Origin of the sequence: Micromonospora sp. DT81.3 (assembly GCF_049847225.1) — a bacterium.
In the GTDB taxonomy this organism is placed as follows: Bacteria; Actinomycetota; Actinomycetes; order Actinomycetales; family Microbacteriaceae; genus Microbacterium.
On sequence record NZ_JBNCNY010000001.1, the window covers coordinates 261,825 to 273,500 of the forward strand.

The 11,676-nt window shown below is 67.8% G+C and carries 12 protein-coding genes; 6 read left to right on the forward strand and 6 right to left on the reverse strand.

The window, feature by feature from the left end:
• Positions 1–92 precede the first annotated feature (92 nt).
• Positions 93–1,403: an Nramp family divalent metal transporter gene (locus tag ACPW96_RS01260; RefSeq protein ID WP_425881723.1), complete on the forward strand. Its 1,311-nt coding sequence runs from the start codon at positions 93–95 to the stop codon at positions 1,401–1,403.
• A gap of 118 nt (positions 1,404–1,521) precedes the next feature.
• Here the strand turns inward: ACPW96_RS01260 and ACPW96_RS01265 are convergent, their stop codons facing one another.
• Both ACPW96_RS01265 and ACPW96_RS01270 read right to left on the reverse strand, forming a co-directional pair.
• On the reverse strand, positions 1,522–1,788 hold the full coding sequence (locus ACPW96_RS01265) for a hypothetical protein (protein ID WP_425822433.1): 267 nt from the start codon (positions 1,786–1,788) through the stop codon (positions 1,522–1,524).
• 116 nt (positions 1,789–1,904) lie between these two features.
• The gene (locus tag ACPW96_RS01270; protein WP_425822431.1) at positions 1,905–2,027 is read right to left on the reverse strand and encodes a hypothetical protein; all 123 of its coding nucleotides are present in this window, start codon (positions 2,025–2,027) and stop codon (positions 1,905–1,907) included.
• A 131-nt stretch (positions 2,028–2,158) separates the two neighbouring features.
• Here ACPW96_RS01270 and ACPW96_RS01275 point away from each other — a divergent pair, with 131 nt between their 5' ends.
• The 4 genes from ACPW96_RS01275 to ACPW96_RS01290 all read left to right on the forward strand — a co-directional run bounded on the left by ACPW96_RS01275 (position 2,159) and on the right by ACPW96_RS01290 (position 6,221).
• Positions 2,159–3,085, forward strand: a complete 927-nt coding sequence (locus tag ACPW96_RS01275) for a LysR family transcriptional regulator (protein WP_425881724.1) — start codon at positions 2,159–2,161, stop codon at positions 3,083–3,085.
• 133 nt (positions 3,086–3,218) lie between these two features.
• Complete coding sequence (locus tag ACPW96_RS01280) at positions 3,219–4,262, forward strand: Gfo/Idh/MocA family protein (RefSeq protein WP_425881725.1); 1,044 nt, start codon at positions 3,219–3,221, stop codon at positions 4,260–4,262.
• A gap of 31 nt (positions 4,263–4,293) precedes the next feature.
• Entirely contained in the window at positions 4,294–5,037 is a 744-nt protein-coding gene (locus ACPW96_RS01285; protein WP_425881726.1) for a ThuA domain-containing protein, read from the forward strand.
• 203 nt (positions 5,038–5,240) lie between these two features.
• Complete coding sequence (locus ACPW96_RS01290) at positions 5,241–6,221, forward strand: aldo/keto reductase (protein ID WP_425881727.1); 981 nt, start codon at positions 5,241–5,243, stop codon at positions 6,219–6,221.
• Positions 6,222–6,225: 4 nt separating this feature from the next.
• Here the strand turns inward: ACPW96_RS01290 and ACPW96_RS01295 are convergent, their stop codons facing one another.
• Together ACPW96_RS01295 and ACPW96_RS01300 are read right to left on the reverse strand one after the other, a co-directional pair.
• Positions 6,226–7,662 (reverse strand): MFS transporter, encoded by a 1,437-nt coding sequence (locus ACPW96_RS01295; protein ID WP_425881728.1) that lies wholly within the window; start codon positions 7,660–7,662, stop codon positions 6,226–6,228.
• A 132-nt stretch (positions 7,663–7,794) separates the two neighbouring features.
• Complete coding sequence (locus tag ACPW96_RS01300; RefSeq protein WP_425881729.1) at positions 7,795–8,832, reverse strand: alpha/beta fold hydrolase; 1,038 nt, start codon at positions 8,830–8,832, stop codon at positions 7,795–7,797.
• A 185-nt stretch (positions 8,833–9,017) separates the two neighbouring features.
• Between ACPW96_RS01300 and ACPW96_RS01305 the strand changes: the two genes are divergently transcribed.
• Complete coding sequence (locus ACPW96_RS01305; RefSeq protein WP_425881730.1) at positions 9,018–9,977, forward strand: GlxA family transcriptional regulator; 960 nt, start codon at positions 9,018–9,020, stop codon at positions 9,975–9,977.
• A gap of 83 nt (positions 9,978–10,060) precedes the next feature.
• Here the strand turns inward: ACPW96_RS01305 and ACPW96_RS01310 are convergent, their stop codons facing one another.
• Together ACPW96_RS01310 and ACPW96_RS01315 are read right to left on the reverse strand one after the other, a co-directional pair.
• The gene (locus ACPW96_RS01310) at positions 10,061–10,417 is read right to left on the reverse strand and encodes a PRC-barrel domain containing protein (protein ID WP_425881731.1); all 357 of its coding nucleotides are present in this window, start codon (positions 10,415–10,417) and stop codon (positions 10,061–10,063) included.
• A gap of 169 nt (positions 10,418–10,586) precedes the next feature.
• Positions 10,587–11,654, reverse strand: a complete 1,068-nt coding sequence (locus ACPW96_RS01315; protein ID WP_425881732.1) for a winged helix DNA-binding domain-containing protein — start codon at positions 11,652–11,654, stop codon at positions 10,587–10,589.
• Positions 11,655–11,676 lie beyond the last annotated feature (22 nt).

The window sequence follows — 11,676 nt, forward strand, 5'->3', positions numbered from 1 at the left end:
TCGCCACCCTCAACCCCCCGCCGCTCGGCGGCACACCAAGTCGAAGAAGACTACGTGCGGCATCGCCGCCCTCCAACGAAGGAGACCCACTGATGAGCGAGCGCACCACCGCCCGGCACACGTCCACCACCCCCGGCACTGGCTACGGCCGAGTTTCGACTGACACAATGCGGAGCATCGTCGAGTCACGCAGGAAGCGCCGCACCTTCTGGCAGCAGCTCGGGCTGATCGGCCCGGCATTCGTCGCGGGTGCATGGCAGTTCGGCCCCGGAAACCTCACCACAGCCGTTCAGGCCGGGAGCGGGTACCAGTACGCGCTCATCTGGGTCATCGTCATCTCGACGATCCTGATGATCTTCCTCACCGATATGAGCGTGCGCCTCGGCATCAAGTCACCCGTGTCCCTGATCGCATCGATCAAGGATCACCTCGGCGGGTGGGTGGGCGTCGCCGCCGGCATCGGCATCTTCCTCATCACCCTCTGCTTCTCGGTGGGCAACGCCGTCGGGTCCGGGCTCGGCCTGTCGATGCTGTTCGGCGGGAACCCCATCATGTGGACCGTGATCTGCACCGTCGCGGTGGCGGCGCTGCTGCTGCTCCGCAACGTGTATCGGGTCATCGAGAAGGTGCTCGTCGGCATCGTCGCACTGATGGCGATCGCGTTCGTCGCTTCCGCGTTCATCGCCAACCCCGACTGGGCGGCCGCCGCCTCCGGACTGGTGCCGACCGTGCCGGACGGTTCCTGGTTGCTGATCGTTGCGCTCGTCGGCACGAACTTCTCCATCAACGCCGCCTTCTACACCTCTTACGGCACCAAGGAGCGCGGACGCACCGAGGACGACTACCGCGACGTCACCGTCGTCGACACGATCCCCGGCATCATCGCGCCGGGCATCATGACCGCGCTCGTCATCGTCGTGGCCGCCGCGGTACTCGGCAAGACCGGCGAAGCGGCACCGACAATCGTCGCCCTCGCCGGCATTTTCGAGCCCCTTGCCGGACCCATCGGATCGACGGTGTTCGCGCTCGGGTTCTTCGGGGCGGCGTTCTCGTCCATGATCGCCAACGCGACCGCCGGTGGCACCATGCTCGCCGACGGGCTCGGACGAGGAGCGTCATCCAGCTCGATCACCGCCAAGATCGTCAGCGGCAGCATCCTCGCCTTCGGCATCCTCGTCACTCTCGTCTTCCAGGCCTCGCCGATTCAACTCATCGTCATCGCCCAGGCGCTCACCATCTTCATCGCCCCCGTCCTCGCTGCCCTGATCCTCGTCATGGCCAATCGCACTTCACTCATGGGCGCGATGCGCAACAAGTGGTGGCAGAACGTCGCCGGGATCATCGGGCTCGTGGCCGTGCTCGCCCTCTCCATCCGGCTGCTCTTCACGCTGATCGGAGGGTGAGGGCCGAACGCAGAAGCGCGGCGGGGGCCATCCGGCCACCCGCCGCGCTGTGCTGTGCTGTCCGTGCCCACGCTGCGAAGGCATTGCCGCCTCCGCGGGAGCGGAGCCGGCAATGCCGTCAGCGTTCCCCGACGAGAGCGGAGCCCTTCACCAGCGACCGGACGTTCTCCTGCAGCCCGAGCGCAGCGTCGTGAATCTGCTGCAGGCTGCGGGACACGAAGAAGTACTCCGCCGGCGTGGTCCAGCCGGGCTGCTCCCAGATCGGGATGAGCTCGTCGAGAGTGACGTCGTCGAGGAGTGCCTTGAAGGCCTGCTGGGTGTCTCTCAGCTGGACGTGGAGCTTCTCGATGTGCACATCGAAGTCGATGTCGGCCGTGTTGGTCATGGTTTCCTCCTCATTGATGGACGACGGCGATTGCCATCACAGCAAGGAGGGCGCGCACGGGCGCAGTGATACCGATCCGGGCTGTCGAAGCCGCAAAGAGGCGCTTGTGACCTGGGTCAGATCACGCGAACGTAGGTGCGCTCGGGGATGCGGCCATAGCCATCGGTCACGGTGAGGGTCAGCGCACCGGCGACGGCGGCGACCGCGGTTGCGGAGAGGAGAACGAGGAGCGCGACCATTGTCGAACCTTTCAGAAGTGAAGTACGTCGATGTGTTCAAGCCCCGTTGCTTCTTTCGACTCTTCCATTGTGGCGCCTCGGAAACTTCAGCACAATCGAATGATTATGCATGATGGATGTAGGTTCGCTACATGGACGTTCGCCGCCTCGATCTTCTCCGCGAGCTCGCCGAACGCGGCAGCGTCACCGCCGTCGCCCAAGCCGCGCACCGCACGCCATCCGCGGTCTCGCAGCAGCTCAAGGTGCTCGAGCGGGAGGCCGGAGTGCCCCTCACCGAGCGCAGCGGCCGCGGCATCCAGCTCACCAGCGCAGGCTATGCGCTGGCCAGAAGCGCGACCGACGTCGCGGTGGCGCTCGCGCGCGCGACCGCCGTGTGGGACGAATTCCGCAACCACCCGAGCGGCGAGGTGCGGCTGGCCACGTTCCCGTCGGCGGGCCAGGTGCTGCTTCCGGGAGTCCTTCGAGACGTGGCGCTCATTCCCGGCCTTGTGGTGCTGTGCTCGGACGGCGACGCGGAGCTGCTCGATTTCCCGTCGCTCACCGCGGACTTCGACATCGTGCTGGCGCACTCCCTCAAGGGCGCGCGGGCATGGAGCGGTCGTGGCCTTCGGGCCGTGCCGCTGATGACCGAGCCCCTCGACATCGCGCTTCCGCGGGATCACCGTTTGGCGGGCAGGAGCTACCTCACCCCGGCCGATGTCGTGGACGAGCCGTGGATCGGGGTGCCCGTCGGATTCCCTTTCGAGCGCATCCTGCACGACATCGAGCAGGTGGCCGGACGCCGCGCCACTGTGTACCAGCGCATCAGCGACCTCCGCATGGTGGAGGCGTTCGTCGCAGCAGACCTCGGGATCTCCGTCATCCCCCGCTACACCTCGGGCGGTATCGACCCGAGTCGGGTGATTTTGAAGCCCCTGAGGGGGGTGGATGCGGAGCGCGACATCGTCGCCCTTCTTCGCCCGGACGTCGCAGAGCGCCTCGCCGTCCGGAACGTCCTCTCGATCCTGCGCCGGCGGGCCGCCGAGATCGAGGCGGCGCACGCCGGACAGCGTCAATGAGCCGGATGCCTGTCGCCGGCGGTTCCGGATAAGCGCTCGATGAGTCGCGCAGACCCCGTCATGCGCAGAGCGACACACCGACACGGCAGCGCCGCTTCGACAGGCGTGATGCTCAGATGCAAGGATCGAACGTATGACGGTGCGCATCATTCACGTGGGCCTCGGCGGCTGGGGCGGCAACTGGGCTCGTACCGTCATCCCCTCGGTTCCCTCGGTCGATGTCGTCGGAATCGTCGACCCGCACGGGCCGACGCTCGAGTCCGTCGCCGCGGACATCGGGGTGGCCGCCGACGTTTCGTTCGGATCGCTGGGCGACGCTCTGGCCGCGGTCGACGCCGACGCCGTGGTCATCACTTCTCCCGTCGCGACCCACGTCCCGCTCGCCCTGACGGCGCTCGAAGCGGGCAAGCATGTGCTCGTCGAGAAGCCCCTCGCCAACACCGTCGAGGAGGCGCGTACCGCCGCCGCTCGGGCGGAGGAGCTGGGGCTGATCCTGCAGGTCAGCCAGAACTACCGTAACTATCCCGCCCCGCGGACCGTGCGCAACCTCTTGGCGAACGGCGTTCTGGGCGAGCTGACCGCGATCAACATCGACTTCCGCAAGTGGGACAATGACGCGCCCAAAGAGACCCACCGGCACTACGCATTCCCGCATCCGCTGATCAACGATATGGCGATCCATCACTTCGACCTCCTGCGCATGATCACCGGGCACGAGGCCGTGAGCGTGTTCGCGAAGGTCGGCGACCCGTCATTCAGCAAGTACGACGAGGAAGCGTCCGCCGTCATCACGATCGAGATGGAAGACGGCCTGGTCGTCAGCTATCGCGGCAGCTGGCTCAGCCGAGGTCTCGAGACGGCGTGGGCGGGCGAGTGGAGCATCCAGGGCGAGCAGGGCGAGCTCTTCTTCACCTCCCGTGCGGGCGGTGAGGTGGAGGATGCCTCCGGCGACGTCGTGACGATCCGCCGTCCCGGCCGGATCCGGGCGAAGAAGGTGCCGCTGGAACCCGCCGACATGGTCGACCGTGTCGCGGGTCTGGAGATCTTCGCCCGAGCGGTGGCGCGAGGGGACGTCCCGGAGAGCACGGGCCGCGAAAATCTCGGCAGCCTGGCCCTCATGGAGGCGGCTGCACGCTCCGCGGCATCGGGGCGGGTCGAAGCGGTTCAGCGGCCGTGATGAATTACCGGACAGACAGAGAGGTTCGACCATGACTGCTTCCGCCCTTCGCGTGCTCGTCTGGAACGAGAACATCCACGAGACGACCGGCGACGAGAGAGCGATCGCCAACTACCCTGACGGCATCCACACCGTCATCGCCGATGGTCTGCGCTCTCACCTCGGCCCAGACGCCGAGGTGTCGACGGCCACCCTGCAGCAGCCCGAGCACGGCCTGACTCAGCAGGTCATCGACCACACCGATGTGCTGCTGTGGTGGGGCCACGTGGGACACGACAAGGTCGAGGACGAGGTGGTCGAGCGCGTGCACCAGGCGGTCCTCGGCGGCATGGGCATCCTGGTGCTGCACTCCGGGCACTATTCCAAGATCTTCAAGCGGCTCATGGGCACCTCCTGCTCGCTGAAGTGGCGCAGCGACGGCGAGCGCGAGCTCGTCTGGACGATCGCGCCGCGGCATCCGATCGCCGAAGGCGTTCCGCACCCCATCCACATCCCGAAGCAGGAGATGTACGGCGAGTACTTCGACATCCCCGAACCGGAAGAGACCGTCTTCCTCTCGACCTTCGAGGCCGGGGAGGTGTTCCGCTCCGGGGTGACGTACACGCGCGGATTCGGACGCGTCTTCTACTTCTCCCCCGGAGACCAGGATTTCCCGGTGTACCACCACTCGGACGTGCAGCGTGTTCTCGCCAACGGTGTGCGCTGGGCGGCTCCAGGCGGCGCGCGGCGCACCCTGACCGCCGACTACCACGCCCCCGGCTGGTATCAGTCGTAGGGATCCGAACGCACCGCAGCGTGGCTGCGTCCTTCCGCGCGACCACCGGAGGAGCGACGTTCGACCGCTCCACCGAAGTCACGCCGAACGCCGGCGGCAAGGGGGGCCCTGCGGGAACCCCTATAGACAGGGCCACGCTGAACGCGCTCCGGCAGCGTTGACTCTCACTGTCGGCCTCCGCGGCCGGCAGCAAGGACGGAAGAATGAAGAACGCACACCTCGGCGGCCTGGAGGTCTCCCGCATCGGCCTCGGCGCCATGACGATGGCCGGCACCTACACGTCGGAAGGCGCCCTGGACGACGCGGAATCCATCCGCACGATCCATCGCGCGATCGACCTGGGGGTCACCCACATCGACACGGCCGAGATCTACGGCCCGTACCTCAGCGAGCAGATCGTCGGCAACGCGCTTCGGGGCCGCCGCGATCAGGTCAGGATCGCCACGAAGTTCGGGCTCGTCTCCCATTCCGGAGGCGGCACGGGGGTCACCGACAGCAGCGCCGCGAACATCAGGGCAGCGGTCGAGGGATCACTCCGGCGCCTCGGCACGGATCACATCGACCTCTACTACCAGCACCGCGTCGACTCACGCACGCCGATCGAAGAGACCGCGGGAGCGGTGGCGGAACTGATCGCAGAAGGAAAGGTGCTGCACTTCGGGCTCTCGGAGGCGTCGGCAACGACCATCCGCCGCGCCCACGCGGTCCAGCCCGTCACCGCGCTCCAGACCGAGTACTCGCTCTGGACGCGCGACGTGGAGGCGGAGATCCTCCCGGTGCTTCGAGAACTCGGCATCGGCTTCGTGCCGTACTCGCCTCTCGGTCACGGCCTGCTCACCGGCCGGATACGGACGGTGGATGATTTCCCCGACGACGACTGGCGCAAGACCAACCCGCGGTTCATCGGCGAGAACTTCGCCCGCAACCTTCGCATCGTCGACGAGGTGCGAGCGATCGGAGCCGAGATCGGTGCCACTCCCGCCCAGACGGCGCTCGCATGGATCTTGACCAGGGGTGATGACATCGCGCCCATCCCGGGCACCCGTCGCGTCGAGCGCGTAGAGGAGAACACCGCCGCTGACGCGATCGATTTGACACCGTCTCAGATCGACCGGTTGAACGCGCTGGAGCCGGCGGCGGGAGCGCGACACGACGACTCGAACATGCAGTCGATCGATCGCTGATCCGTCAGCTACCCGCTTCCGCTTCGACGCCTCGCCGCCGACCTGTCAGCAGTCCGCGCAGTTCGGGGAAGGCGAGGACGGCGAGAACGGCCGCGGCGGCGGCGGCGATCGCGGCCGCGAGATTCGCGGCCTGCAGACCCGCTTCGGCGGCTGCGAGCGCTGTGCCCCCTGCCTGGAGGACGTCGGCGCGGCGGGCGGCGTCGAGTGCCCCGAAGACCGCGATCCCGATCGCCCCACCGATCTGGGCCGTCGAAGACGCGAGGCCGGAACTGACGCCCGAGTTGCGGGCGGCGATGCCTTCGGCGATGACGAGGGTGGTCGGGGTGAAGCTGAAGGCGACGCCCGCGGCGGCGATGACGAGCGCCGGCAGGATGCGCAGCACGTACGAGTCGCCGTTGTCGACCGTGGCGAGCAGAAGGTGCGCAACGGTCAGCAGCAGGAGTCCGAGAACCGCCACTCTCTGGGGTCCGAGCCTCTGCAGAGCCGTCGGCAGCACGAGGATGCTGATCGCGAATCCCGCCAGCGACGTGGGGAGCATGGCCAGACCGGCGATCCCCGGCCCGTACTCGAGGACCTGCTGAAGGAGCAGGGCGACCAGCACGAAACATGCGACCCGGGACGCCCCGCCGAGAAGGTTCACCCCCACCCCACCGCCGACCCGGGCGTCGCGGAGAAGGCGCGTGGGCAGGATGGGGTCGGCCGCCCGCTGCTCGAGCAGACCGAACCCGATCAGGCACGCGACGGCGACGGCAGCCGCACCGAGGACCTCTACCGAGAGCAGCCCGCTGTGCGGCGCGGACAGCACTCCGAACACCACGGCGACGGCCGCGCCGGTGACCAGCGTCGCGCCGGTGGCATCGAACGGGCGACGCGCCCCCTTGGGTCCCGGGGGAAGGAGCACCCAGCCCGCAACGCCAATGGCGCCCGCGACCGCTCCGGTCACGAAGAGCACGCTCTGCCAGCCGAATGCCGCCGTGAGGAGTCCGCCGACGGTGACGCCGGCCGCTCCCCCTACGGTGGACGCGGCACCCCAGCCGCTCATCGCCCGCGCCCGGCCCGGGCCGGTGAAGCGGGCGAGGATGACCGACATGGCGGCCGGGCTCAGCATCGCCGCGCCGACGCCCTGCACCAGCCGTGCGGCGATCAGCACGGCGTCGGTTGTCGCGAACCCGCCTAGGAACGAGCCGGCGACGAGCACGCCGGCGCCGAGGAGGAACATCCGACGCCGCCCGAAGACGTCCGCGGCGCGACCCGAGATCAGCAGGAGGCCGCCGAAGGTGAGGAAGTACGCGTTCAGCACCCACGCGGTTCCCACCGGCGAAAGGTCGAGTTCGGTCGCGATCGACGGCAGCGCGACGTTCAGGATGCTGGAGTCGAGCATCACCACGAACTGCGCCGAGACCAGTGTGAGAACCAGCGGCAGGGTACGGGTGTCACGCATCTGCAATCGCCTCCAGTACCGGGAGCCCTCCACTACCGGGAGCCCTGCAGTACCGGGAGCATAGTCGCGCGGCACCGGTTTCTGCGACGCCCGTGCCGCACGCGGGGCGAGCGGTGAGTGGGTTGTCGCCGTTCATCGATTGCCGGGCAAGCCGTCGAGGAACTCGTCGATCCGCTCCGCAAGCTCAGGTGCATGGGTCCAGTGCAGGTAGTGGCCGCCGTCGAGTTCGACCAGGTCGCCGTGCGCGCGGTTCTCGAGCTGCCTGGCGTGCAGCATCCGCCAACCGGCTTGACTGCCCTCCTTCTTGATGAAGGACAGGAGCGGGATGTCTTCGGGGTAGGTGATGTCCTCCACGACGGAGAAGTTGCGCGCCCCTTGCTTCGCCTCGTCGAGGATGGCGGGATTCGCCCAGTTCCAGTTCATCATTGTCCGCATCTGCTCGCGCTCCCGCCCCGCGTAGGCGGTACCGTCCGGTTCCGCCAGCGAAGGCATCAGTGTCGTCGCGACGCGCAGCAGCCCCGAGCTGGCGAGAAGTCGGCTGATTGGGTTGTCCTGGCCGGCGAGGCCGTTCATCTGTCCGGGCACCGACGCATCGACCCCGATCACGGCCGACACTTCGTCGGGGTACCTGTTGGCGTAGTACAGGTCGTAGATTCCGGCGATCGAGTGCCCGAGGAGGACATAGGGTTCGTCGAGATCGAGCGTGGTGATCGCCTCATGGAGCTCGGCGGTGATGTTCTCGATCGTGCGCGGAGGCGCCTCGGTGTCGCTGTAGCCGTAGCCGAATCCCTCGACCACGACGGTCCGGTACTCGTGGAGCTCACGGATGAGCGGAGCGAAGTCCAGAGCCGGGGCGGCCGTCCCGTAGCCGCCGAGCATCACGATCGTCGGCCCGGAGTCGCCCTGTCGATAGACGTTCAGGTGACCGCCGGAGACGGCCACCCGTTCGCCATAGGCCGGAAGGGCCTGCCGCTCACCCCGCTCCGAGGCGCCGTTGATCAGTGCGGCGACCATCACCAACACCAGCAGCGCGGCGACGGCGATGCCGGACGCGCGCGCGACGCGGCGCCAGCCGCCGGCGCGGGGCCGCACGAGCCCTCTGCCGTCATCCGTTGCTGCACCCGGGGAGGGGACCGGTGCTGCAGCCGGGGAGGCGACCGGTTCGGTCACTTGACTCATTGAAGACTCGATTCATTTGCAGGAGTTCGGACACGATCCACGTTCCCCGAGACCGGTGCAGGACGAGCTGCCCAGGTGGCCTCGAGTCGTGTTCTCGGATATCACTCCACGGTAGAATTTCGTCGCTCAGCCCCCTAGGACACGCTCTTGACGATCTCGGCCATCGAGGAAGCACCGTGAGCGAACCGCGCATTGTGATCGTCGGATTCCCCTCCGCCCAGATCCTCGATATCACCGGCCCACTCGAGGTCTTCTCCACCGCATCGCGCTTTCTTCCGATACCCAGGTATGCGACCCAGCTGGTCAGCACGGACGGAGGCCCGGTCCTCTCGACCAGTGGCCTCGAGTTCGCGACAGAACCGATCGACCAGGTGGTGGCGGGCATCGACACGCTGGTGGTCTCCGGTGGCCGGGACATGGATGAGGCCACGGCCGACACCAAGCTGATCTGCAACATCCAACGCCTGGCGGGGCTGTCGCGCCGAGTCACGTCGGTCTGCTCCGGTGCGTTCCTGCTCGCCGCGGCCGGACTCCTCGATGGGCGGCGCGCGACCACGCACTGGGCCGAGTGCGCGGACTTGGAGCGCGACTACCCGACGATCTCCGTCGAACCGGATGCGATCTACGTGCAGGACGGCAACGTCTGGACCTCTGCCGGCGTCACGGCCGGAATCGATCTCGCACTCGCCCTGGTCGCCGACGACCACGGACGCAGGGCAGCCGCGACCGTCGCCCAGCGCCTCGTGGTCTATCTGCGACGCTCCGGTGGACAGGGACAGTTCTCGGCAGTGCTCGCCGCGCAGACGGCGAACGACGAGCCCATCCGCGACCTGCTCACCTGGATACCCGAAAACCTGACCGCCGACCTCTCGATCCCCGCAATGGCGGCTCGCGCCCACCTGTCCGATCGTCAATTCAGCCGTCTGTTCAAAGCCGAGGTGGGAATCACGCCGGCCGAGCACGTGGAGGCGGTGCGGATGGAGGCGGCGTGCCGCCTGCTGGAAACGACACGCCTGGGCATGGGGGAGATCGCACGCGCGTGCGGCTACGGGGCCCCCGAGACCCTGAACCGCGCCTTCCGGCGGCGCCTCAACACCACTCCTGGCGATCACCGGCACCACTTCGGGCCGGTGTGACTTCAGCCCGGTCGGCTCGTTTCGGTCGATCGGCATCGGCGATGACGCCGTGGGTGCCCGGCCGGAGCCGGGCACCCATCCGGTCACCTGTAGAAGCCTCCGTAATACGATCCGAGGCGGTTTCGGTATTCCGAGTCGTCCATCGTGCTGGACTCGTCCCACTCCGGGGAGTTCTTGATCTGTTCCTTCGTCAGGTCGACGTAGACCTTCTGCTCGGTGTCATCTACCCGCTCAACGGTTCCGGCAGGAAGGACCACCTTCCGGCCGAAGATCCACGGACCGGTGTCGACGACGATCCGGCTGGTGCCGACCTCATCGCTGGCATCGTCGATCTTGCCGATGTCGCCGTCGGTGGCGTGCACGCGGTAGCCCACCAGACCGGAACCCGCCGTTCGTGCCGCCGACTCACGGTAGTTCCACGCGTCCCATGTTGCAGACATTTCTGCTCCTTGTCCTCATCGATTCGGGTTTCGATGCGCGACCGTGCTGGTCGCACGGGATCACGGTATGCACGCGCCAGGCGACAGGCGACCCCATGGCCAAACGGGAAGAACAGGCGTAAAAGGTGCCTCAACACCTGGGGCGCGGATCGGTTCGACGTGACGCGGTCTAACCCAGCATCCCTGCGAGACGCAGCTCGAGGTCGAGGTAGCGGGCGTAGCGCGCCGCGGCATTCTGGATCGCCTCCGCCTCCTCCGGATCGAGCGGCCGGAGCGGCCGCAGCTCGAACGTGACGGCCCGAGCGGTGACCGTCCGCTTCATGGCGGCGACCACCTGACCGTCGACGAGGGCCATCCCGATCGCGGTCTCCCGCCCCCGCGACAGCAGCCCGTCCGCGTCGAGAACCCAGCGCGAGTCCTGGTAGCCGCGGTACATCTCATCCAGCACCTGCAGCAGGTGGCCTGGCGGAGACGCGGATGCGGGCGGCTCGCCCGGCGCGTGCCAGTACATGCGGTCGCCGTGCTCGAACGATTCGAGCCGCTCGCCGGCACCGGCCAGCCCGCGGCGCACATCGGTGAGCGTGAGAGTCGCCCAGTACGCGAGGTCGCGCGCCGTGGCGGGTCCATGAGAGGCGAAGTAGCGGAGCGCGAGTTCGACCAGCGCCTCGTCACGCTCCAGCCGACGTGGTGCACGGACCCGGTCCGAGAACAGAGCATAGGTATGCTCTGCGCCACGCGGCGCGCCACTGCAGATCAGGGCGTGAAGCTCGAGATGACCCGCGAGCAGCATCAACTGCATCCCGGTCAGCTCATGACCACGCTGGGCGAGGGATTCCGCAAGCTCGCCGCGTGTCCGGTCGGGGAGCTCGGTGAGGACTTCCACCACGGCATCGGCGAGGGCGGGCATGCGGTCGGCCAGCGGGGCGAGCTGCTGATCCACGGTGGGCAGCACCCGGTCCCGCGTCAGCTCGATCAGCCACAGCACGTCGTCGATGTGCACGTAGTGCCACGTTGGGCGCAGGACGTGCGTCCTCAGCACGCGTCCGCTCGCCAACAGTCCGGCGAGGTCTGCCTGGTGCGGTTCGCGAGTGCGGGTCGCGACGGCCCATGCCGACTGCGACGGGTTCTCCGCCTGCACGGCGAGCAGCGACCGCACGACGTTCTCCGCTCCATCGACGGAAGCGGCCAGATGCTGAGAGTGAAGCCGCCAGCGGGCGATGTCACGGTCGGTGAGCACACCACGAGCGTAGGCCTGCTGC

Bases quoted from the DNA above. Each gene is read 5' to 3' on its own strand.
- ACPW96_RS01260 (WP_425881723.1), top strand. From the start codon at position 93: ATGAGCGAGCGCACCACCGCCCGGCACACGTCCACCACCCCCGGCACT.
- ACPW96_RS01265 (WP_425822433.1), bottom strand. From the start codon at position 1,788: ATGACCAACACGGCCGACATCGACTTCGATGTGCACATCGAGAAGCTC.
- ACPW96_RS01270 (WP_425822431.1), bottom strand. From the start codon at position 2,027: ATGGTCGCGCTCCTCGTTCTCCTCTCCGCAACCGCGGTCGCCGCCGTC.
- ACPW96_RS01275 (WP_425881724.1), top strand. From the start codon at position 2,159: ATGGACGTTCGCCGCCTCGATCTTCTCCGCGAGCTCGCCGAACGCGGC.
- ACPW96_RS01280 (WP_425881725.1), top strand. From the start codon at position 3,219: ATGACGGTGCGCATCATTCACGTGGGCCTCGGCGGCTGGGGCGGCAAC.
- ACPW96_RS01285 (WP_425881726.1), top strand. From the start codon at position 4,294: ATGACTGCTTCCGCCCTTCGCGTGCTCGTCTGGAACGAGAACATCCAC.
- ACPW96_RS01290 (WP_425881727.1), top strand. From the start codon at position 5,241: ATGAAGAACGCACACCTCGGCGGCCTGGAGGTCTCCCGCATCGGCCTC.
- ACPW96_RS01295 (WP_425881728.1), bottom strand. From the start codon at position 7,662: ATGCGTGACACCCGTACCCTGCCGCTGGTTCTCACACTGGTCTCGGCG.
- ACPW96_RS01310 (WP_425881731.1), bottom strand. From the start codon at position 10,417: ATGTCTGCAACATGGGACGCGTGGAACTACCGTGAGTCGGCGGCACGA.